Source organism: Polaribacter sp. PL03, assembly GCF_033875165.1.
Lineage (GTDB): Bacteria > Bacteroidota > Bacteroidia > Flavobacteriales > Flavobacteriaceae > Polaribacter.
The window spans coordinates 288033-310455 of sequence record NZ_JAWZSV010000002.1 but is presented as its reverse complement, the minus strand read 5'-3'; the positions used below and the strand labels follow the sequence as shown (position 1 = coordinate 310455).

The following is a 22423-nucleotide window of genomic DNA, read 5'->3' as shown; positions in this document are numbered from 1 at the left end:
ATGAAAATACTTTTTGTTTCTATACCTAGTATTCATGCTATTCGATGGATTGAAAACTTAAAAGACGAACCGCATGAATTATTTTGGTTTGATATATTAGATAGTGGAAATATTGAGATTAGTGATGATATAAAAATTAAAAAAATTACTTCTTGGAAAAAGAGAAAAATAAAATATATAAGAGGAGAATATTTTTTACGCAAAAAAGTTCCAATAATATATACTAAAATTCAATCATATCTAGAAACAACAATAGATGAACAACTAGCTAAAACTATTAAAGATATAAAACCAGATATAGTGCATAGTTTTGAGATGCAAAGCTGTAGCTATCCTATTTTAGAAACAATGTTAAAATACCCGAAAATAACTTGGGCGTATTCATGTTGGGGAAGCGATTTATTTTATTATCAAAATTTTAAGATTCATAAGAAAAAAATCGAGAAGGTTTTAAAACGTATTCAAATTCTACATACTGATTGTAATAGAGATTATCTACTTGCTAAAAAAATGGGTTTTAAAGGAGCTTTTAGTGGGGTAATTCCAGGAGGAACAGGGTATGATTTAAAATTATTAGAAGTATATAAGCAACCTATAAAAGAAAGGAAAATAATTTTAGTTAAGGGTTATGAACACACATTTGGCAGAGCATTAAATGTGTTAAAAGCACTACATTTATTAAATGATTTTTTAAATGATTATAAAGTAGTTGTTTTTGCTGCTCATAAAAAGGTGATCGATTTTGTAAATATAAATAAGTTTCCTTTTAAAGTAATCGAAAAGGATAGTTTGACTCATATAGAAACATTAAAACTTATGGGTAAATCTAAAATTTATATTGGAAATAGTATATCAGATGGTATGCCAAATACACTTTTAGAAGCTTTAGTAATGAATGCTTTTCCTATTCAATCTAACCCCGGAAATGTAACGTCTGAAGTTATAGAGCATGGTATAAACGGTTTATTAATTAATGAGCCAAATGATGTAGAACATATAAAAAATATTATATTTAAAGTCCTGAATAAGGATTCTAAAATTGATTTTAATAATGCAAAAAAAATGAATATTAAAATAGCGAATGAGAGATTAGATGCTATTTTAAATAAGAAAAAAGTTATTGATTTTTATGAAAATATAGAAGGTGATTTATTGAAAAATAAAAAATAAAACTTAAATGAAAATAGCTATTACAGGAGAAAAAGGATTTATAGGTGTGCATTTAACTTTATATTTTAAAAATATTCTAAAATATGAAGTTATAGAATTAGGTAGAGATTATTTAGCTAATTTAGATAAAATCAATAAATTAGATTGGTTAATTCATACTGCATTTGTACATAGAAACCCTAAACCAGAAAAAGTACTTGAGTTAAACAAATCTTTAACTAAAGCAACAATAGACGGATTAAAAAGTAATAATATAAAATGTAATGTTGCTTTTCTTTCATCAATTCATGAAGAATTAGATACTTTCTATGGTCAATCTAAAAGGGAGGCTAAAATCAGTTTTTTAAACTATTGTAAAACAGTTAATAAAGAGTTTATTTCATTTAAACTACCTAATGTTTTTGGTACGTATGCTAAGCCAAATAGAACTTCATTTATAGCTAGTTTTTGTTACAATTTGCAAAATGATATTTTAGTTAATTATAATCAGAACAAAATAAATCTTTGTTGTGTAGAAGATGTAATATCAATTATTGGTAAATTGCAGAAAAAAGAGATTCCATTCGTTGAAAGTTCTGTTGATAAGGTCTATTTCTTATTAAAAGAATTTAAAGAAATAACAACAACCGGTGGAATACCAAAATTAAAATCAAAGTTTGAATTAGATTTATATAATACCTATATAAGCTACACAAATTATAAATTATAGCGTTTGAAATTATTTATTACAGGAGGAGCAGGTTTCTTAGGAAAAGAAATTGTTAAAGAGTATTACAATAAAGCTGATATTACTGTTTATAGTAGAGATGAAGCAAAACATTATTTTTTGAAGAAACAATTTCCAAAAATTAAATGTATTATTGGAGATGTTGCAGATTTTGATCATATGAATAGAGCTGCAAAAGGACATGATCATGGTGTTTTTGCTGCTTCATTAAAACAAATAGAAGCTGTAGATCAAAATGTTGACATCGCTATAAAAACCATAATTAATGGAGCCACAAACTCTAGAAGAGTAGCAGAAGAGAATAACTTTAAAGCAGCTTGTTTTATTTCGTCAGATAAAAGTAGAGCAGCAACTACTTTATATGGTGCTATGAAATTTATTGGAGGCGAAGCTTTTATAGTAAATGCAGAGGAATCAAATGTTAATTTAACAACTGCAATTTATGGAAATGTTTTAAACTCTACAGGTAGTATTATTCCATTAATTTTAGATTCAATAAAAAATAATTATGAGTTAAAGTTATATTCTAAAGATATGACACGTTTTATGATAGATGTAGCTGAAGCTATTGAATTAATTAAAAACTCATTTAATCATACGGGATATAATATAATTCCTAACATCTCTAGTTTTAAAGTTTCAGACCTTTTTGAAATTTATAAGGAAGAGTTTGGGTTAAAGTATTCTATTGGTAAGCCCAGAATTTCAGAAAAAATTCACGAAATAATGATTGCCAAAGAAGAAGTTCCAAGAACTTACTTAGATAGAGAAACAAATATGTATATGATGCATTATCAAGATGTTCATAACGATAGCAATATTAAATTTGAAGAATTTTCTAGTGAAAGTGTAGTGATTTCTAAAACAGATTTATATAAAAAATTAAAATTAAATAATTTTTTTAAAAAATAAAATGAGAGTAGGAGTTCACCCAGCAAGAGGTACACAAGTTGAAACAGATGATGCTTATCATAGAATTGTAATACCTGTATATATTCCGAATTTAGAAGGCTATTTTAAAGATTCTTTTGAAGTTTTAAAATTATCCTTAAAATCGTTGTATACTACAATTCATCAAAAAGCTAAAATAAGTGTTGTGAGTAACGGTTCTTGTATAGAAGTTAATAAGTATTTAAATGAAGAATTAAATACTGAAAATATTGATGAATTACTAATTGTAAGTTCTGGTATTGGTAAGATTAATTCGATTTTTAAATTAATAAACAATGTTAAAGAACCTCTTGTTACGCTTGCAGATGCCGATGTATTATTCACAACAGGTTGGCAAGATGCTGTAGAGAATGTGTTTATGGATTACCCTAAAGTTGGTATGGTTTGTCCTTTTTCCTATTCTAAAGGTTATAGAGAATTAACGGCTAATATTTTTTTTGATAATTTTTTTAATAAAAACATTAAAATTAGTAAAATAGAAAATACAGATGCTTTAAAACATTTTGCAGAAAGTATAGGTAACTTAAATTTCTATAAAGATATACACTTAAAAAAAGGTGTTACCTTTCAAGAAAAAGGTAAGTCAAAAGTATTTATTGGTGCGGGGCATTTTGTAGCCACTTTTAAAACTGATGTTTTCGATCCATATACCTTCCAAGCACATCTAAAAAAAATGGCGCACGGAGAACGTATGTTTATTGACACTCCTTCAGTTAATTGTGGATTATGGAGAGTTTCTACTTTTGATAATTATGTGTATCATATGGGTAATACAATAGTACCTATGTATAATACAATCTTAAGTGAAAATATAAAAAGTATTCCAAAAGAGAAGGAATTTTATTTTAAGGTTAAAAGAGTTAGTAAGTTTTCATTTTATGTAAAAAATATTTTTTTTGGAAGGATTATATTTAGCGATAAAGTATTTAAAATTTTACTATCCCGTTTTGGTTTATCCAATAAAGAAGCTAACCTATTTATAAAATAAGATATGATAAAAAAAATTATTAGAACTGCAAAAGAATTAATTAAACTTCAAAGAAGTATACATCAACAAAGTTTAGAAAACGAATGGGCAAATGTATATCATGATAGTATACGAGGAGTGGATTTTATTCAAAAATTACCTTTAAATATTGGTAGATGGGCAGGGAACTATACTTTTTTTTATATTTTAAATAGAATTCTAAAAGATGTAAGACCCAATTCTATTTTAGAATTTGGTTTGGGAGAATCTAGTAAGTTTATATCTTGTTACTTAGATAATTTATTAATTAATTCTGATCATAAAATTATTGAACACGATGTAGTTTGGAAAGAAAATTTCACAGAACAATTTGAAATATCAAATAACACTGAAATTCAAATTTGTGAGCTAGTACAGATAGATATTAAAGGGAACTTTGTAAATTCTTATTCGAATATAGAAAGTGTTATTGATAAAAAATATGATTTATACCTAGTAGATGGTCCCTTTGGGAGTAAATATTTTTCTAGATACGATATCGTAAATATTGCTAATAATTTTGATGAAAATGATGAGTTTATAATTATAATAGATGACTATAATAGGTTTGGAGAAAAACAAACATCAGAAGACTTGATAGACCTCTTTATTAGAAAAAATATTAAAATTTATAAAAGAGTATATTCAGGAAATAAAAGTTTAATGATTTTTGTAACCGAAAAATATAAGTTTTTAACTTCATTGTAATTATAGTATGCTAGTTTCGATAATAATACCTGTCTATAATAGAGAAACCTTAATTATAGAAACTTTAGAATCTATTGATAGTCAGTCCTATGGTAATTGGGAATGCCTTTTAATAGATGACCATTCTACGGATAATACTTTTAAGATAGTACAAAATTATATTAAAGATAAACCTAGATTTAAATTATATAAAAGACCTGATAACAGAATAAAAGGGGCTAACTCTTGTAGAAATTATGGTTTTGAAATAAGTAAAGGAGAATATATAAATTGGTTTGATAGTGATGATATAATGCATCAAGATTTTATTTTTTTAAAGTCTGCTAGTTTTACTGAAAATATTGATACCGTTATTTCTAAAACATCAGTTTTTGTTGACACTATAGATAATATTGTGTACAAAGAACATAGAACTAATAAAAGTGAAAATATTCTTGAAGATTTTTTAACTTTAGAAGTTAGTTGGTATCTTCCAGATAGTATGTGGAAAAAACAATTTTTAGTAAATAAAAGTTTATTTGATGAAGATTTATTTAAAGGTCAAGATAGAGATTTTCATACTAGAATGTTATTGGAACAACCAACTATAGATATAATAAACCATTACTTAACTTATTATAGAAGACACAATGAATCAATTACCGTTTCAACAAGTAGAGAGGTTATTTCATCATTTTTTAATTCGTTAAACAAAAGAATAGCACTGTTAGAAAATAATGGAATTTCAAATAAAGTGAAATTAACTTTTTTAAAACTTCAAATAAGTAATTATGCACAACTATATCAAGAAAAAGAAATTTTAAAAAAATATTTTTTTGTTGTGAAAAAACTATTTGTATTCAATATTAAAAATTTAACAATAGTTTTTAAATTTTTAATTGCAATAATATCCTTCAAAATTTTAGGTAAGGGAAGTATACTTTTAAAAAATTAGATTTTTTTTAGGTTATAGAGATTAAGTTTTAAATAATAAAAAAAGCACTATTGAATGAATTCATATATTGAAATACAAGGAAGAAAAATAGGACAAGATTATACACCATTTGTAATTGCTGAAATTGGGATTAACCACGAAGGTTCTTTACAAGTAGCAAAAGAAATGGTTGATGCTGCATATAAAGCAGGAGCAGAGTGTGTAAAACATCAAACACATATTGTAGATGATGAAATGAGTGGTGCTGCAAAAAAAGTAATTCCTGGTAATGCAGATGTTTCTATTTATGAAATAATGAAACGTTGTGCTTTAAATGAAGAAGATGAAATTGCTTTAAAAAATTATGTAGAAAGTAAAGGAATGATTTTTATTTCTACCCCCTTTTCTAGAGCTGCAGCAGAAAGGTTAGAAAGAATGAATGTTGCTGCATATAAAATTGGCTCAGGAGAATGTAATAATTATCCGTTGTTAGAACATATAGCATCATTTAATAAACCTGTAATTTTGAGTACAGGTATGAATACAATTAAAAGTGTTGCAAAAGCAGTAGCTATTTTTGAAAAAGCAAATGTACCCTTAGCTCTATTACATACAACAAATTTATATCCAACTCCAGTGCATCTAGTACGTTTTGGCGCAATGCAAGAGTTATCAGAAGCATTTCCTAAAAACGTATTTGGTTTATCAGATCATACATTAACAAATCACGCTTGCTTAGGTGCAGTTGCTCTTGGAGCATCAATTTTAGAACGTCATTTTACAGATCATAAACAAAGAACTGGGCCAGATATTGTTTGTTCTATGGATGAAAATGATTGTAAAGAACTAATTGAAGGAAGTAATTTAATTTGGCAAATGCGTGGTGGTACAAAAGGGCCAGCAAAAGAGGAGCAAGTTACTATAGATTTTGCTTTTGCGACTGTTGTAACAATTAAACCAATTAAAAAAGGAGAAACTTTTACAAAAGAAAATTTGTGGGTAAAAAGACCCGGTACAGGAGAGATTTTAGCAGAAGAATTCAATTCTATTTTAGGAAAAAAAGCAGCTATAGATATTAATGATGATGCACATTTAAATTGGTCTGAAATTGAGTAATCAAAAGAAAATAGTTTTTTTAACAGGTACTCGTGCAGATTTTGGTAAGCTTAAATCTTTAATTAGAATAACGCAGGAGTCATCTGATTTTGATGTTCAAATTTTTGCAACAGGAATGCATTTAGATGATAAATACGGTTTAACTGTTAATGAAATATATAAAAGTGGATTTAATAATGTCTCTACTTTTAAAAATCATGTTGGTGCTGAACATATGGACAGAACTTTAGCAAAAACAATACAAGGGTTTTCTGAATATATTGCTACCCAGAAACCAGATTTAATTATTGTACACGGTGATAGAGTAGAAGCATTGGCAGGAGCAATTGTTGGAAGTTTAAATAATATTTTGGTTGCCCATATCGAAGGTGGTGAAATTTCAGGAACTATAGATGAACTTATAAGGCATTCTGTAAGTAAATTATCACATTTACATTTAGTGTCAAACGAAGAAGCTAAAAAAAGGTTAATTCAAATGGGAGAGTTAGAAAGTTCTATTTATATAATTGGATCTCCAGATTTAGATTTAATGAATCCTAATAATTTACCTAAAATAAAAAATGTAAAAGAATATTATAGCATTAATTTTAATAAATATTCCGTAGCTATGTATCATCCAGTAACTACCGAATATAACGATATAAAAAAACAAATTTCAATTTTTGTAGATAGTTTATTAGAATCAGGTAAAAACTATGTTGTTATTTTTCCTAATAATGATTTAGGCACTGAAGAAATATTACAAGAATATAAACGATTAGAAAATAATTCTAGATTCAGGATATTTCCATCTTTACGTTTCGAATATTTTTTAAGGTTACTTCAAAAATCTGATTTTATAATAGGTAATTCTAGTGCAGGTATTAGAGAAGCTCCATTTTATAAAGTTCCAACTATAGACATTGGTACTAGGCAAAACAATAGGTCTAAAGGAAATTCAATTTTAAATGTTGCACATAACAAATTAGAAATTTTAAAAGCAATAGAAAATAGTATAGCATTAAAATCTAAAAATATTGATATTTCTGAATTTGGAGAAGGGAATAGCAATACTGTTTTCTTACATTTGTTGAGTTCTATAGAAATATGGAATGTAAATTGCCAAAAGCAATTTCAAGATTTATAAAAGTAATTGAAAGGTTTAGAGTTTTGTCAAAAAAAATACTAATTATTGGTTTAGGCTCTATTGGGCAAAGGCACTTGAGAAATTTAATTTCTCTAGGTTATAAAGATATTTGTTTAGTAAGAAGAAATGCTAATGTTTTAAAGGGGTTTTCTAAATTAAAAGTTTTTAAATCAATTTTTGAAGCTTGTAAAAATGAAGATTTTAATACAGCAATTATTACAACTCCAACTGCTAATCATTTTAAAGATTTTTTAGATATTTCTAATTATAATATTCAGAATATATATATAGAAAAACCTGTAACACATTCAGTAGAAGAATCATTAAAAATTAATGAAATAGCTACCCAATTTAGCTTGAACGTTGTTGTGGGGTATGATTTACATTTCGATTTAGGCTTATTAAAAGTAAAAGAATTATTACATGAAAATACAATTGGTAAAATTTGTTCTTTTCAGGTTGAAGTTGGACAGTATTTGCCAGATTGGAGACCAAATGAAGATTACAGAGAAGGAATGAGTGCAAAAAAAACACTAGGTGGTGGTGTAATGTTAGATTTAATTCACGAGTTTGATTATACTAATTGGCTTTTTGGACCTATAAAAAGTGTTTTTGGTAAGAATAAACAGATTAGTAATTTAGAAATAGAAACAGAAGATATTTCCATAAATATTATAGAAACCCAACAAGGTGTTTTAGGAACAATATCCTTAGATTATTTGCAAAAAGAACTTTCCAGAACATGCAAAATTATTGGTGATCAAGGAACTATAATATGGAATTATAAAGAAAGTAAAGTTCTTTGGATGACACATAATAATATAGTTTGGCAAGAATTCATATTCACTCATATTGAAAGAAATGATAGGTTTGTTAGTATTATAAAAGCTTTTATGGATTCTAGTTTTAATAATTTAGATGAAAGATTATCGACAGTAAATAACTCTATAGAGTCTTTAAAAATGGTTGTTTGTGCAAAAAAATCGAATAAAGAAAATAAATTTTTAGAATTATGATAGTTGGTAGTATTTGTATGAGAGGCGGCTCTAAAGGTGTAAAAGGAAAGAATTATCGAGATTTATTAGGTAAACCTCTTTTGAGTTATACTATAAATTGTGCAAAATCATCAAAACTTTTAGAAGATGTTATCATTTCTTCGGATAGCGACTTAATTTTAGATTTGTCAAGTAATTATCTAGAGAAAGAAAAACTATTTAAAAGAAATTCAGAATTAGCTACTGATAATGCTTCAAAATGGGAAGTTTTCCAAAGCCTTGTTTTGGAATACGAAGAAAAAAATAAGGTAAAAATCACCCATTTAGTAGATTTAGATGTTACAGTACCAAGAAGATTACCAGAACATATAGATAGCTGTATCAAACTGTCCAAAGAAACAGATGCAGATGTTATTATAACGGGTTATGAACCTGAAAGAAATCCATATTTTAATATGATGGAAGAGAATAAGGATGGAACAGCTGTTATTGTGAAGAAATCTGAAATACCAATTAAAAACAGACAAGAATCCCCTATTGTTTACAGTTTAACTCCTGCTGTTTATGTTATAAAAAGAGAAGCTTTATTTAATTACGAGCATTGGTCTAATGCAACTTGTAGAATTTTTCCAATTCCAAGAAATTTAGCCATAGATATAGATACAGAATTAGATTTTAAATTAGTAGAATTTTTAATGAATGAAGATGGAAAATAATTTATTCGATTTAACAGGAAAGATAGCTTTGGTTACTGGTGGAGCTGGTTTATTAGGGTCTGAACATGCAATCGCATTAGCTTCTCACGGAGCAAAAGTTTATTTAGCAGATATAAATGAAGAAAAATGTAAAGAGAAAGCAGTAAAAATAGAATATGATAATATATTTACTTTAAAACTAGATGTTACCAATAAAGAAAATTGGAAAGAAGTTGTTTCTAATATTGTTGAAAAGGAAGGTCGTTTAGATATTTTAATTAATAATGCTGGTTATACAAATAGTACTAAAACGTCTGCTTTTGATAAAACTTTTGAAAACTTTTCTTTAGACGATTGGAATTCAATTATGAATGTGAATTTAACAGGAACTTTTTTGGGTTGTCAAACTGTTGGAAATCAAATGTTAAAACAAGGTAAAGGGTCAATTATAAACATTGCTTCTTTATATGGAGTTGTTAGCCCAAATCATAAAATGTATCCAGGTACTGGTATCGTTCAACCTGTTGCATATACTGTTAGTAAGCATGGAGTTGTTGCTTTAACAAAATATGCAGCTACTTGGTTAGCGGAAAAAGGAGTTCGTGTAAACTCTTTAACTCCAGGGGGGATTTTTGATGGACATGATGAATTATTTTTAGAGCGTTTTAATAATCTGAATCCTATTGGAAGAATGAGTAATAAAAATGAATTAAGAGGTGGTATTGTATACCTTGCTTCTGATGCTAGTTCTCATATGATTGGTCATAATTTAGTAATAGATGGTGGTTGGACTGCTTGGTAAATTTTTATTCTTATTTTAAACTCATTCAAAAATATGAAAGTTATATTATTAGTTCCAGATGGCGTAGGTGTTCGTAATTACCTCTTTTCAAATTTTACAAGCAATCTTTTAAAAGAAGGGAATGAAGTTTTAGTATATCATAATTTGTCTGATTCTGCTATAGAAGAGATAAAAATAAATAAACCGGAAATTAATAATTTTAAAAAAATCCCGGATTTTATAGAGAGTCCAAAAGCTAGACTTTTAAGAGAAACATTAGCATATGCTAGACTTTTAAGAAATGAAAAAACATTAAAAAATAAAACAATATTAAAGTTTTGGAGCCCTAGTAAAAAAGGTTTTAAGAAGAAAATTTTGTACTTTATAGCTGAAGTTTTAGGGTATTTATTATCTAATTCGTATTTACTTATTAAAAAAGCGGATAGATTTTATGAAAAAGAGGTTTCTAAAAGTAAAAGTTCAAAGTCCACAGAAAATTTATTAGTAGATTTTAAGCCAGATATCGTTTTAAATTTGCACCAAAGAGCACCAATAACCTCTCCAATAATAACAGCAGCAAAGAAAAATAGTATAACTACTGCAACGGTTATCTTTTCATGGGACAATGTGCCGAAAGCAAGATTAATATCAAGATATGATTACTATTTTGTATGGTCTAATTTAATGAAAAATCAATTATTAGAATTGTATTCAGAAATTATTCCTACACAAGTAAAAATTTCTGGTACACCACAATTTGAGTTTTATAGTTATGCTAACCTATATGAAGACAGAAAAGTATTTTTAAATAAATTTGGGTTAGATGAAAATAAAAAAACAATCTGTTTTTCTGGAAATGATATTTCATCACCCTATGACGCCGTTTATTTAAAAGATATCTGTGAAGAAATATCTAAAATAGATAAAAACAGAAGACCTCAAATTCTTTTTAGAAGATGCCCTGTTGATATGTCTGATAGATTTGATATTGTGTTAAAAAAATATAAAGAATTTGTTTTTTCTATAGATCCAGATTGGAAAACTGGTAAAGTAAATGGTGATTCTTTTGCCACTATTTATCCAACTATAAATGATAATAGATTATTGGTTAATACAGTAAAACATTCTGATTTAGTTATTAATCTTGGAAGTACTATGGCTCATGACTTTGCAATTTTAGATAAGCCATGTTTGTATTTAAATTATGATCCTGTTGAGGATTCTAAATTTAAAGTTGAAGATGTTTTTAATTTTGAACATTTTAAAAGTATGGAGGATATAGAAGCAGTTGGTTGGATTAATAAAAAAAATGAAATTTATAATAAAATTTTTGAAGGGCTTGATACTCCAGAAAAAGTAGGAAAAGAAAGAAAAGAATGGTTAAGAAGAATTGTATTACATCCTACAAATAATAATTCTGATCAATTATCAAATTTAATTTTAAATAATAATTAATAGAATGCATATTTGTTTTATTTCTAATGAGTTTCCTATGCCTAATATTTCTTTTGGTGGAGCGGGTACATTTTTACTAACTTATTCACAGTTATTAATAAAAAATGGTCATCAGGTTTCTATAGTAGGTGTAAAAAATGGAGATGAAATATATACAAATATTAATGGTGTCTCAATTTACTATGCAAAAAAATCAAATGTAAAAGGCTTTTCTTGGTATTTTAACTTAAAATTAATAAGCAATTTAATTAATAAAATAAATGTAACAAATAAAATAGATATTCTAGAGGCACAAGAGGCTGGTTTTGCTTTTATAGATATTCCAAAAAATATAAAAAAAATTGTTAGGTTACATGGTGGGCATTATTTTTTTCATACGTTCGAAAATAAAAAACTGAATTGGAAAAAAGCTTTATTGGAAAGAATAACTTTTAGAAAAGCAGATGCTATTATTGCTACATCAAAATTTGTACAAACACAGACATTAAAGTTTATAGACTTTAAGGCTAAATCAAATACTATAATTAATAATCCAATTTTAGTAGAACAATTTTATAAATCAGATCAAAATAAGATTATTAAAGGAAGCATCGTTTTTGCAGGTACAATTTGTGAAAAAAAAGGAATTAGACAATTATGTTTATCAATTCCAGCAATTATTAAATTATTTCCAGAGGTACATTTATATATTTATGGAAGAGACTGGTTTTTTCCAGATGGTAGATCATATAAAAATTGGTTACTAGGTCAATTATCTGAAGAAATTAAAAGTAAAATTACTTTCAGAAATCCAGTACCTTACAGTGAATTGCCAAAAGTTTATGAATTTGCAGAAGTTTGTGTTTTTCCTTCTCATATGGAAGTACAAGGCTTAGTTGCTCCAGAAGCAATGTCAATGGAAAAAGTTGTTGTTTTTACTAAATATGGTCCAGGACCAGAAACAATAGATGATGGAGTTAATGGATTCCTTTGCGAACCGTTAAAAGTTAAAAGTATTTCAGATGTTGTTGTTAAGGTTCTTCTTAATAGGTCTGAAAACAGGAAAATAGAAATAAGTGCTAGGGAAAAAGTTTTGAAGAAGTTTTCTCCAGAAATTATATATAATAAAAATTTAAATTTTTATACTAAATTAATTAATTAAGTCTTAATGTGTTTGTTTAAATCGGATATAAAAAAGTATAAAAACTATAGCGGTAAATCCTCTTTAGTTTTAATATTAACTACTCAAGGTATTTGGGCTATTCTAGTTTATAGAGTTTCAAACTATATATTTAAAAGTAAGTTATCAAGTATCATTAAAAAACCATTATTGTTACTATCAATAATTTTTCAAAAATGGATTGAAATTATAACAGGTATTTCTATACCATATTCTTGTTCGATAGGTCATTCATTTTATATAGGTCATTTTGGTGGAATCATTATAAATGCAAATGCTATAATTGGTAATAACTGTAATATTTCTCAAGGAGTAACTATAGGGGTTAGTGGAAGAGGGGATAAAAGAGGTGTTCCTGAAATTGGTAATAATATTTATATTGGAGCAAATGCCGTTATAGCAGGTGAAATTATAATTGGTAATAATTGTGCAATCGCTGCAAATTCTTTGGTGATTGAATCTGCTCGTGATAACTCTACTCTAATAGGTGTACCTGCAAAAATGATTAATAATTTAGGATCTAAAGGATATATTTAATGAGATTTTTAATTATTTCTGATGCGCCAACTTTAAAAAAAGGAGATAAGTTATTTTCTTATGCCCCCTATGTAAACGAAATGAAATTATGGATAAAATATTTTGATGATGTTGTAATAGTTTCCCCAACTAAATATAAAAAAGACCTTTTAGTTGATTCATTTAATAGAGATGTGAAAGTCTCATCTATACCTTCAGTTTCTTTAATTTCTTTTTTTGAGATTCTAAAAAGTATAATAGTATTACCATTTATTCTTTTAAAGCTTTTTAAGAATATGAAGAAGGCAGATCATATTCACTTAAGAAACCCTGGAAGTATAGGATTATTAGCCTGTTTTATACAAGTATTTTTTCCTTTTACTCCAAAAACTTCAAAATATGCCGGCAATTGGGATCCAAAAAGCGAACAACCTTTAAGTTATAAACTTCAAAAATGGATTTTATCAAATTCATTTTTAACTAGAAATTGTAAAGTTTTAGTTTATGGAGAATGGGCGAATCAATCAAAAAATATAGTTCCTTTTTTTACAGCTTCTTATAATAAGAGTGAAATTGAACCAATAGAAAATAAAAGTTTAACAGGAATTATTAAATTTATATTTGTTGGTGCCTTTACTAAAGGAAAACAACCATTTTTATGTGTTAGAATTATAGAAAACCTTATTTCTAAAGGTTATAATGTACAGTTAGATATGTTTGGAAATGGCGAAGAATTTTTAAAAATTCAAGAATATATTCATCTAAACTCACTTTCTGAAAATATTATACTTCATGGCAATCAATCTAAAAATGTAGTTAAAAAAGCATTTATAAAGTCACATTTTTTATTGTTCATTTCAAAATCGGAAGGCTGGCCAAAAGTAGTTGCGGAAGCTATGTTTTGGAAATGTTTGCCAATAGCCTCTAATGTTTCTTGCGTAAATTATATGTTAGATAGCGGGAACAGAGGTATTGTTGTTGATGCAAATATTAATGAGAAAATTTTACTAGAAAATATTATAAGTATTCTAAATGATAATACAGCGTATCAAAAGAAAGTTATGCAAGCACAGGAGTGGTCGCAAAATTATACTTTAGATAAATTTGAAGTTGAGATAAAAAAACTTATAAATAATGAATAAGTTAGGGGTTATACAAATAATAGATACTTTAGAAACAGGAGGAGCAGAAGTTTTGGCTGTAAATATAGCAAATGGACTAACAGAAGAAGGCTTAAACTCTCATATATGTGTTACAAGAAAAGAAGGACCTTTACTACAAAATATTAAAAGAAAATCAAATTATATTTTTTTAAATAGAACAAAAACAATTGATTTTAGAGCTCTTATCAATTTTAAAAGATATTTAAAGGATAATAAAGTTTCTATTATTCATGCGCATGCTACATCTTCTTTTTTTGCTTTTTGCATAAAGTTAATGTATCCTAAAATAAGAATTGTTTGGCACAATCATTATGGTAATAATATAAATTTAAGTGGGTTTAAATTATTCATTTTAAAAATGACAACTATTTTTTTTCATTCTATTATAAATGTGAATGAGGCTCTTAGCTTATGGGCAATTAAAAAACTTTATACTAAGAATGTCTATTATCTAGAAAACTTCGCTTTTTTTAGTAATAAAGAAAAAATAACAAAATTAAAAGGTGAGGAAGGAAAACGGATAGTTCATTTAGCGAGCTTTAGACCTGAAAAAGATCATGAAAATTTAATTATAGCTTTCTCTAATTTTATTAAAAAAAATAAAGATTGGACATTACATTTAGTAGGACGAATAGATGAAAGTGAATATTCAAAAAAAAATATGAACTTGATAAAGACTTTAGGTTTAGAAAAACATATTTTTGTTTATGGTTCTTGTTTTGATATTCATAATATTTTGTCTCAAGCAAATATTGGTGTTTTATCTTCAAAATCTGAGGGTTTGCCAATAGCTATGTTAGAATATGGGTTAGCTAATTTACCAATTATTGTAACGGATGTTGGTGAGTGCTCTAGTGTGGTAAAAAATAATGTATCAGGTTTAATAGTTAAACCAAAGAACCATAAAGAGTTCTCTGAAGCATTAGATATATTAGTAAATTCAGAGGATAAGAGAAGAATGTTTTCTAAAGCATTTAATACAAATGTTTTAAATAACTATTCTAAAGAAAGCTTTTTTAAACAGCTTATAAATATTTATAAATTATAATTTGATAGAAAAAATACTACAGAATAAATTAACTTTTATTTTACTACACATCTTTTTTGGTTTTTTAGGAACCCTTCCTTTTTTTCCTAAGGTTTATGGTTTATTAGTTTTAGTTATACCTATTTATATCATTTTCTTAAATAAAAATGAAAATGAAGAAGCATTTATGTTTGCTGTTTATATTGTAGGAGCAGAAGTTTTTATTAGAATGACGGGAGGTTTCATTTTATATGAAACGGGAAAGTATGCTGTAATTTTATTCTTAATATTAGGTGTTTTCGTAGGTAGGTTTAAACAAAAATTTTCTGTACAATATCTATTTTATATACTACTTTTATTATTTGGAATTATTTTTACTCAAGTACCAGAAGGAGAATCGCTGAGGAAAAACATAGTATTTAATTTAAGTGGACCTATTGTTTTAGGTATTTCAGCCTTATATTTATATCAAAGACCAATTAGTAAAAAAAAGTTAATGGATGGACTTTTTTTTATGTTACTGCCTCTTTTTTCTATGATTTGCTATTTATATTTTAGAACACCAGATCTAAAGGAAATTGCTTTTGGAGGTGAAGCTAATTTTGTTACCTCAGGAGGTTTTGGTCCCAATCAAGTTGCAACGGCAATTGGTTTAGGAATGTTTGTACTAACTGTTTATTTGCTTTCTAAAGAGAAGCTATCTGGTTATATTTTTTTAGACTCAATCTTTTTAATTTATTTTAGTTACAGAGGTTTACTTACTTTTTCTAGAGGAGGAATTATTACTGCAGTAATTTCTCTTTTATTATTTTCTTTCTTTTTTTTATTACACAAAAGGGTTTCTTTTAAAACTTTATTTAAATATTTCCTTGTTTCTGTTTTTTTTACATTGGCAATTTGGATATATACATCTGGAATAACTGGTGGTATGCTAAATAATAGATATACAGGTAAAAATGCTATTGGAGTACAAAAAGATATTACAACTGGTAGAATAGATATACTCGAAATTCAATTAGAGAATTTCTTAGAAAACCCTTTAGGTATTGGAGTAGGTAATGGTAAATATGAAAGAATTAAAAAAGGTGAAGGTACAACAGGAGCTTCCCATAACGAGATTGGTAGATTATTAGAAGAACATGGTTATATTGGTTTTTTTTTATTAATTATGCTATTAATTGTTCCTTTATTCAATTTTTTTAGAGGTGATTTTTATCAAAAAGCATTTATTATTTCATTTTACGCTATTTGGTTTTTAACAATTAATCATTCTGCAATGAGAATTGCGCTTCCTGGTTTTATATATGCACTCAGTTTAATTAAAATAACTGAGAATGAAGAAGATTAGCATTTTATATATAGGTAATAACCTTACTAAAAAAACAAAATATAATTCTACTTTAACTATATTGTCTAAGCTTTTAATAAAAGAAGGTTTTACTGTTTCAATTGCATCTGATAAGCAGAATAAACTGTTAAGGCTTATTTCTATGTGCTATTCTGTTATAAAATTAAGAAATAAGGTAGATTATATTTTAATTGATACATTTAGTACTAGTAATTTTTATTACGCATTATTAACGTCTCAAATAGCAAGGTTTTTTAAGATAAAATACATACCAATATTACACGGCGGAAACTTACCTTATAGAATATCTAAGAATTCTTTCTTATCACAATTAATATTTAAAAATTCATTTAGAAATATTGCTCCTTCTTTTTATTTAAAAAATGAATTTGAAAAACAAGGATATAAAACTCAATTTATACCTAATATCTTAGAAATTGAAGATTATAACTTTAAGATTAGAAAAAAAATAGCACCAAAATTATTATGGGTTAGAGCATTTAAAGAGATTTATAATCCAACTCTTGCTGTTAAGGTTTTAAATTTAATAAAAAGAGACTTTCCAAAAGCAAAACTTTGTATGGTTGGGCCTTTTGTAGATGATTCATATAAAAAGAGTTTAGATTTGGTTGAAAAATTAGGTTTAGAAGATTCAGTTGAGTTTACAGATGTACTTCTAAAGGAAGAATGGCATAAGAGATCTGTAGAATTTGATGTTTTTATAAATACAACTAATTTTGATAATACTCCGGTTAGTGTTATGGAAGCAATGGCTTTAGGCTTGCCTATTGTTAGTACTAATGTTGGTGGTCTTCCTTACTTAATCGATAATAAGATAGATGGGGTATTAGTAGATAAAGAAAACGAGATTTTAATGACTTCTGCTATTAAATCTATTTTAGAGGGTAATTATCCTAATTTAGCTTTTAACGCTAGAAAAAAAGTAAATACATTTAGTTGGGTTAATAATAGAGAAAAGTGGCTAGAAATACTTAAATAATGTTTTACAAATTAATATATCTTCTTGGTCAAAAATATAGAAATCCTTCTCTTGGTAAAACCTATAATTTTTTAAAAACTTCTGAAAACTGGTCTTTAGAAGAATTAGAAAATTATCAACTTAAAAAACTAAAAGAAATATTAAATATAGCGTACAGTAATTCTTCATATTACAAGGATAAGTTTGATAAATTTAATGTAAATATTAATAATATAAAAAAGTTAAGTGACATAAAATTAATTCCTATTTTAACAAAAGAAGAGTTAATTAATTATTCAAATGAAATTCATACTAATTTAAATTTCAAGAAAAAGTTCTTAGCAAGCACTTCAGGAACATCAGGACAGTCATTAAAATTTTATAGAGAAGAAACCGCAGATTCTTTTAATAGAGCAGCAATTCAAAGAGGATATTCTTGGTACAATGTAAAGCCTTGGGATAAAAATGGTTATTTTTGGGGCTTTAATTTTTCTTTTACTGCTAAGGTGAAAAACAAAATATTAGATAGATTACAAAATAGATTCAGAATTTTTAGTTTTGAAGAAAAATCACTAAAAAAGTTTATAAAAAAAACAAAGACAGCAAAATATATTCATGGCTATTCATCAATGATATATCAAACAGCTGTTTTGTTAAATAAATTAAATTTACCGAAACCAACTAAATTAAAACTAATTAAAGGAACTTCCGAAAAAATATTTGAAGGGTACCAAGAAGAAATTAAAAGGGCTTTTGGTACAAAAATGATAAGTGAATATGGTGCTACAGAATCTGGAATTATAGCTTTTGAATGTACAGAAGGTAATTTACACATTAATATGGAAGGTGTTTTTGTTGAAGAAATTGATAACGAAATTCTAGTAACAAATCTTCAGATGAAATCGTTTCCTATAATTCGTTATAAGTTGGGAGATTATGTTTCTTTAGCTTCTAAAGATAAAAAGTGTGCATGTGGTAAAAAGCATTTAATTATAGAAGAAGTTACAGGTAGAATAGGAGAGAGTATTCAAGGGATAGAAAATACTTACCCTAGTTTGTATCTTTATTATATCTTTAAAAACATATCTAAAGCAGAAAATGTTAATTTAAATTATCAAGTAATTCAAGATAAAAAAGGGATTTTAATTTTTTTAATTCAAGAAAAAATAGAAGATAATATTGAAGAAAAAATAAAAAAAGAAATTTATAAATATTTTAATTCTGATATTAATTTTACAATTAAAACGAATGTGAAATTAGAAGTATCAAAAGGAAAATTAAAAAACTTTATTTCTACTATAAATGAATAATTTAGTATCTATAATTACACCAAGTTATAATTCTTCAGAATTTATATCTCAAACAATTACAAGTGTTTTAAACCAAACTTATAATAATTGGGAGCTAATTATTGTAGATGATGTTTCTACCGATAATAGCATAAAAATTATTGAATCTTTTGTAAAAAAAGATCATAGGATAAAATTATATAGACTCGCAAAAAATTCTGGAGCTGGTGTAGCAAGAAATAAAGCAATAGAACTTTCTAAAGGAGATTTTATAGCTTTTTTAGATAGTGATGATTTATGGTTACAAGATAAGTTAGAATTTCAAGTTAATTTTATGATTAAAAATAATTATAATTTAACTTACACTTCTTATAAAGTAATAAAAGAAAATGGCGAAGATCTAGGGAAAACTGTTATATCTGAACCTCAATTAGATTATAGAAAAATGTTGTATTCAAATAAAATAGGATGTTTAACAGCAATGTATAACGTTACTACTTTAGGTAAAGTTTACATGCCAGAAATTAGAAAAAGGCAAGATTATGCTTTGTGGCTTAAGATCTTAAAGAAAGAAAATTTTGCTTTTGGTTTACAAGAAGTTCTTTCTTGTTACAGAGATAGAAGTAATTCTATATCTAATAATAAAATAGAAATGTTAAAATGGAATTGGAATTTATATAGAAATGTAGAAAAATTATCATACATTCAATCTCTATTTTATGTTACCTCTAATGTAATAAATAAGTTGTTTTAATGAAACAAAAAAAATACGTTAATATTTCTGAAAGAAAAATTCTATTAAGAATTATAGATGCGCTAGTAATTATTGTTAGTTTATTTTTATCTTTTGAGTTTTTAGAATTTAATTACTTTAATTTTAATAATGAAAATGTATCTAGCTGGGTATTATTGTTGGTTATTTATTATTTAATTTTTGGTGAAATTTTTCAATTATTTAATTTAAACATTTCTAATAATCGATATTTAGTAGTTAGAAGTATTGTAATTACAGCTTTTGCAGCTACTGTCTTTTATATTTTTACACCATTCTTAACTCCTGTATTACCTAGTAATAGGTTACAAATTGCTTATCTGTTTCTAATTTTAGTTTTACCAATTATTCTTTGGAGATTTATATATATTCAAGTAATATTTTCTCCTAAGTACTTTAAAACAGTAATTTTTATTGGAAAATCTAATAAAATAGAAAAAATGATAAGTCAGATTGAAGGTGATAATTTTCATAATTTAAGAGCTTATTTCTCAGATAAAAAAATTGATAATATCGATAATTATAAAAATATAAATACAGAAAGTCTAAGTGAATTTTATTCAGATAACAGCATAAATGAAATTATTGTATCTAAACAAGGTCTGTCTAAAGATGTGATAAATTCTTTAAATAAAGAACTAATTTTTTTGTTTCAAAAAGGTTTTAATATAACAAGTTATGAAAACTTTTATGAAGAGATAAATTCTAGAGTACCTAATGAATACTTAGAACACAATTTTTATAAGTACATGAATTTTAGTAAGAACAATACCAATAGGTTTTATCTTTTTGGTTTAAGAATTGCAGACATAATTGTTTCTTTTCTAGGACTTATTTTATTTTTATGTATATCTCCTTTTCTTTTAATAGGTAACCTATTAGCTAATAGAGGTCCGCTTTTTTATTCTCAAGTAAGAGTAGGGCAAAACGGAAATAATTTTAAGATATTTAAACTCCGTTCTATGGTTACCAATGCAGAAAAGAATGGAGCTGTTTGGGCACAAAAAAATGATGTTAGAATAACGGCTTTTGGTAAATTTTTAAGAAGTACTCGTTTAGATGAACTTCCTCAGTTTTTTAATATATTAAAAGGGGATATGAGTATTATTGGTCCAAGACCAGAAAGACCAGAATTTGTAAAAGAATTGGAAGAGCAAATTCCCTTTTATTCTATAAGACATGTAGTAAGACCAGGATTAACTGGTTGGGCGCAAGTAAACTACCCATATGCTAATACAATTGAAGAACAAGAAACCAAGTTAAGATACGACTTGTATTACATTAAAGAAAGAAGTGCTTTTTTAGATTTTAAAATTCTTATAAAAACAATAACTACGGTATTATTTTATAGAGGGCAGTAATTGTTTAAAAATAAACAAATACCTAATAAAAAGCAATACTAAGATAGGAATTACTGTGATAGGAAATACTTGAATTCCAGCTATCCATAAAACGGGAATCATCGTTAAAAGTATTAAAAGCATTAAAACATATTTTTGAAGCCAAGTTTTAGTTTGCTTCTTTGTTAGTAAAAAAGCAATTATTAAATTAGGTAGAAAGGCCCATAAAATATTAAAGTTATTAGGAGCCGTTTTATGAGATGAGAACAACCATAAGTAGGTTAATATTACACCTATTAAGCCCGTAGCGAAGAAAATCACGAAATCTAAAGATTTGTTACGAGTCTTATTTTTCAGGTCTTTAAAAGTGATAAAAACTACAATTAGTAATAAAAGGATAAAAACTAATAAAGGACTAAATAGGGGAGACGAGTTGCCTATTTCATCAAAATTTAATAGAACATCTTCTCTTTTTACTAAAGAGCTTAATTTATTATTACTCTTAACTTTTGCATTTTTAATTGTTTTGTATAGATAATCTGGTAAATAGTTATATTCTAATTGATTTCTATTAGTGTCTAGAATAGTACCTGCAATTAGATTAATGCCAAAATTACCCCAAGTATTCCAAGTAATTTCTTTGTTCATTAAAGCTCTTAATGTTTTATTATCTTCAATTTTATCAGAATTTAATATTACATTTTCTTTTAGTATTTCTTTAATTATATCTTTAGGTTTAGAAGCACAATTATTAAAAAAAGGATCATATAAATAAGTAGCATTTTCTGGAAGTGCATTATTTTCTAAATAATAGAAAATTTGCTGTTTTTGTTCTTTATTTAGATTTAAAACCTGTTGTTTCAACCAACGTTTATCTTTTCTATAACTGGCTAAAAAATATTTAAAATCATATCTAGCAAGTAAATAATACATTTTTCCTTGAGCAAAATTTAAAAGAAAATTAGGTTTGTTAAAATCAAAAATTCCGTAATTATAAATAAGATCTAAATTTAAAACAGGGTCTTTAATTCTTATAGCAGAATGACCAAATTTTTCATATAATTCTTCACCAGGACCTGCAGTTACAATAGAAATTTCTGAATATACAGAAAGTTTTACTTGAGCATTGTTTTTTTGAATTGAAAAAAGGCAAAGTAGTAAAAGAAAGAGTATTTTTTTCTTCATAA

22 protein-coding genes are annotated in these 22423 nt (G+C 26.3%); 21 read left to right on the top strand and 1 reads right to left on the bottom strand.

Annotated elements, in window-relative coordinates; translation table 11 throughout:
• From SHK09_RS04645 to SHK09_RS04545, 21 genes are all read left to right on the top strand, one after another.
• A complete protein-coding gene (locus SHK09_RS04645; protein ID WP_319809612.1) occupies positions 1–1170 on the top strand; it encodes a glycosyltransferase in 1170 nt (389 codons plus the stop codon).
• A 7-nt stretch (positions 1171–1177) separates the two neighbouring features.
• Complete coding sequence (locus SHK09_RS04640) at positions 1178–1879, top strand: NAD-dependent epimerase/dehydratase family protein (protein ID WP_319809611.1); 702 nt, start codon at positions 1178–1180, stop codon at positions 1877–1879.
• Positions 1880–1882: 3 nt separating this feature from the next.
• Positions 1883–2809 (top strand): polysaccharide biosynthesis protein, encoded by a 927-nt coding sequence (locus tag SHK09_RS04635; RefSeq protein WP_319809610.1) that lies wholly within the window; start codon positions 1883–1885, stop codon positions 2807–2809.
• A gap of 1 nt (position 2810) precedes the next feature.
• A complete protein-coding gene (locus SHK09_RS04630) occupies positions 2811–3836 on the top strand; it encodes a glycosyltransferase family 2 protein (protein WP_319809609.1) in 1026 nt (341 codons plus the stop codon).
• 3 nt (positions 3837–3839) lie between these two features.
• Positions 3840–4562, top strand: a complete 723-nt coding sequence (locus SHK09_RS04625) for a hypothetical protein (protein WP_319809608.1) — start codon at positions 3840–3842, stop codon at positions 4560–4562.
• 7 nt (positions 4563–4569) lie between these two features.
• Positions 4570–5496: a glycosyltransferase family 2 protein gene (locus SHK09_RS04620; RefSeq protein ID WP_319809607.1), complete on the top strand. Its 927-nt coding sequence runs from the start codon at positions 4570–4572 to the stop codon at positions 5494–5496.
• Between the two features lie 54 nt (positions 5497–5550).
• Positions 5551–6591, top strand: coding sequence for an N-acetylneuraminate synthase (gene neuB, locus SHK09_RS04615; RefSeq protein ID WP_319809606.1), 1041 nt, complete (start codon positions 5551–5553; stop codon positions 6589–6591).
• Positions 6584–7717, top strand: coding sequence for a UDP-N-acetylglucosamine 2-epimerase (gene neuC, locus SHK09_RS04610; protein ID WP_319809605.1), 1134 nt, complete (start codon positions 6584–6586; stop codon positions 7715–7717). Before neuB ends, neuC begins: the two co-directional genes overlap by 8 nt.
• Positions 7718–7740: 23 nt before the next feature.
• Entirely contained in the window at positions 7741–8733 is a 993-nt protein-coding gene (locus SHK09_RS04605) for a Gfo/Idh/MocA family oxidoreductase (RefSeq protein WP_319809604.1), read from the top strand.
• Positions 8730–9428: an acylneuraminate cytidylyltransferase family protein gene (locus SHK09_RS04600; protein WP_319809603.1), complete on the top strand. Its 699-nt coding sequence runs from the start codon at positions 8730–8732 to the stop codon at positions 9426–9428. Before SHK09_RS04605 ends, SHK09_RS04600 begins: the two co-directional genes overlap by 4 nt.
• Entirely contained in the window at positions 9418–10209 is a 792-nt protein-coding gene (locus SHK09_RS04595) for an SDR family oxidoreductase (RefSeq protein WP_319809602.1), read from the top strand. Before SHK09_RS04600 ends, SHK09_RS04595 begins: the two co-directional genes overlap by 11 nt.
• Positions 10210–10242: 33 nt before the next feature.
• On the top strand, positions 10243–11643 hold the full coding sequence (locus tag SHK09_RS04590) for a hypothetical protein (protein ID WP_319809601.1): 1401 nt from the start codon (positions 10243–10245) through the stop codon (positions 11641–11643).
• A gap of 4 nt (positions 11644–11647) precedes the next feature.
• Entirely contained in the window at positions 11648–12784 is a 1137-nt protein-coding gene (locus SHK09_RS04585) for a glycosyltransferase family 4 protein (RefSeq protein WP_319809600.1), read from the top strand.
• Between the two features lie 168 nt (positions 12785–12952).
• Positions 12953–13339 (top strand): serine acetyltransferase, encoded by a 387-nt coding sequence (locus tag SHK09_RS04580; protein ID WP_319809599.1) that lies wholly within the window; start codon positions 12953–12955, stop codon positions 13337–13339.
• Positions 13339–14460, top strand: coding sequence for a glycosyltransferase (locus SHK09_RS04575; protein ID WP_319809598.1), 1122 nt, complete (start codon positions 13339–13341; stop codon positions 14458–14460). The genes SHK09_RS04580 and SHK09_RS04575 overlap by 1 nt, the downstream gene beginning before the upstream one ends.
• Positions 14453–15529, top strand: a complete 1077-nt coding sequence (locus SHK09_RS04570) for a glycosyltransferase (RefSeq protein WP_319809597.1) — start codon at positions 14453–14455, stop codon at positions 15527–15529. Before SHK09_RS04575 ends, SHK09_RS04570 begins: the two co-directional genes overlap by 8 nt.
• 1 nt (position 15530) lies before the next feature.
• Positions 15531–16856 carry an O-antigen ligase family protein gene (locus SHK09_RS04565; protein WP_319809596.1) on the top strand — a complete coding sequence of 442 codons (1326 nt, stop codon included), beginning with the start codon at positions 15531–15533 and terminating at the stop codon, positions 16854–16856.
• Positions 16843–17856, top strand: coding sequence for a glycosyltransferase family 4 protein (locus SHK09_RS04560; protein ID WP_319809595.1), 1014 nt, complete (start codon positions 16843–16845; stop codon positions 17854–17856). The genes SHK09_RS04565 and SHK09_RS04560 overlap by 14 nt, the downstream gene beginning before the upstream one ends.
• Positions 17856–19145 (top strand): phenylacetate--CoA ligase family protein, encoded by a 1290-nt coding sequence (locus tag SHK09_RS04555; RefSeq protein ID WP_319809594.1) that lies wholly within the window; start codon positions 17856–17858, stop codon positions 19143–19145. The genes SHK09_RS04560 and SHK09_RS04555 overlap by 1 nt, the downstream gene beginning before the upstream one ends.
• Positions 19138–19878, top strand: coding sequence for a glycosyltransferase family 2 protein (locus tag SHK09_RS04550; RefSeq protein WP_319809593.1), 741 nt, complete (start codon positions 19138–19140; stop codon positions 19876–19878). The genes SHK09_RS04555 and SHK09_RS04550 overlap by 8 nt, the downstream gene beginning before the upstream one ends.
• Positions 19878–21257 carry a sugar transferase gene (locus SHK09_RS04545; RefSeq protein WP_319809592.1) on the top strand — a complete coding sequence of 460 codons (1380 nt, stop codon included), beginning with the start codon at positions 19878–19880 and terminating at the stop codon, positions 21255–21257. Before SHK09_RS04550 ends, SHK09_RS04545 begins: the two co-directional genes overlap by 1 nt.
• On the opposite strand, the gene SHK09_RS04540 is transcribed toward SHK09_RS04545, so the two are convergent.
• Positions 21237–22421, bottom strand: coding sequence for a DUF4105 domain-containing protein (locus tag SHK09_RS04540; protein ID WP_319809591.1), 1185 nt, complete (start codon positions 22419–22421; stop codon positions 21237–21239). The two genes, SHK09_RS04545 and SHK09_RS04540, sit on opposite strands and share 21 nt — an antisense overlap.
• Between the last annotated feature and the right edge of the window lie 2 nt (positions 22422–22423).

Excerpts from the sequence above, each read along its gene's own strand:
- SHK09_RS04595 (WP_319809602.1), top strand. The coding sequence starts at position 9,418 with ATGGAAAATAATTTATTCGATTTAACAGGAAAGATAGCTTTGGTTACT.
- SHK09_RS04625 (WP_319809608.1), top strand. The coding sequence starts at position 3,840 with ATGATAAAAAAAATTATTAGAACTGCAAAAGAATTAATTAAACTTCAA.
- SHK09_RS04590 (WP_319809601.1), top strand. The coding sequence starts at position 10,243 with ATGAAAGTTATATTATTAGTTCCAGATGGCGTAGGTGTTCGTAATTAC.
- SHK09_RS04555 (WP_319809594.1), top strand. The coding sequence starts at position 17,856 with ATGTTTTACAAATTAATATATCTTCTTGGTCAAAAATATAGAAATCCT.
- SHK09_RS04620 (WP_319809607.1), top strand. The coding sequence starts at position 4,570 with ATGCTAGTTTCGATAATAATACCTGTCTATAATAGAGAAACCTTAATT.
- neuB (WP_319809606.1), top strand. The coding sequence starts at position 5,551 with ATGAATTCATATATTGAAATACAAGGAAGAAAAATAGGACAAGATTAT.
- SHK09_RS04645 (WP_319809612.1), top strand. The coding sequence starts at position 1 with ATGAAAATACTTTTTGTTTCTATACCTAGTATTCATGCTATTCGATGG.
- SHK09_RS04630 (WP_319809609.1), top strand. The coding sequence starts at position 2,811 with ATGAGAGTAGGAGTTCACCCAGCAAGAGGTACACAAGTTGAAACAGAT.
- SHK09_RS04640 (WP_319809611.1), top strand. The coding sequence starts at position 1,178 with ATGAAAATAGCTATTACAGGAGAAAAAGGATTTATAGGTGTGCATTTA.
- SHK09_RS04550 (WP_319809593.1), top strand. The coding sequence starts at position 19,138 with ATGAATAATTTAGTATCTATAATTACACCAAGTTATAATTCTTCAGAA.
- SHK09_RS04575 (WP_319809598.1), top strand. The coding sequence starts at position 13,339 with ATGAGATTTTTAATTATTTCTGATGCGCCAACTTTAAAAAAAGGAGAT.
- SHK09_RS04560 (WP_319809595.1), top strand. The coding sequence starts at position 16,843 with ATGAAGAAGATTAGCATTTTATATATAGGTAATAACCTTACTAAAAAA.
- SHK09_RS04540 (WP_319809591.1), bottom strand. The coding sequence starts at position 22,421 with ATGAAGAAAAAAATACTCTTTCTTTTACTACTTTGCCTTTTTTCAATT.
- SHK09_RS04600 (WP_319809603.1), top strand. The coding sequence starts at position 8,730 with ATGATAGTTGGTAGTATTTGTATGAGAGGCGGCTCTAAAGGTGTAAAA.
- SHK09_RS04585 (WP_319809600.1), top strand. The coding sequence starts at position 11,648 with ATGCATATTTGTTTTATTTCTAATGAGTTTCCTATGCCTAATATTTCT.
- SHK09_RS04570 (WP_319809597.1), top strand. The coding sequence starts at position 14,453 with ATGAATAAGTTAGGGGTTATACAAATAATAGATACTTTAGAAACAGGA.
- SHK09_RS04545 (WP_319809592.1), top strand. The coding sequence starts at position 19,878 with ATGAAACAAAAAAAATACGTTAATATTTCTGAAAGAAAAATTCTATTA.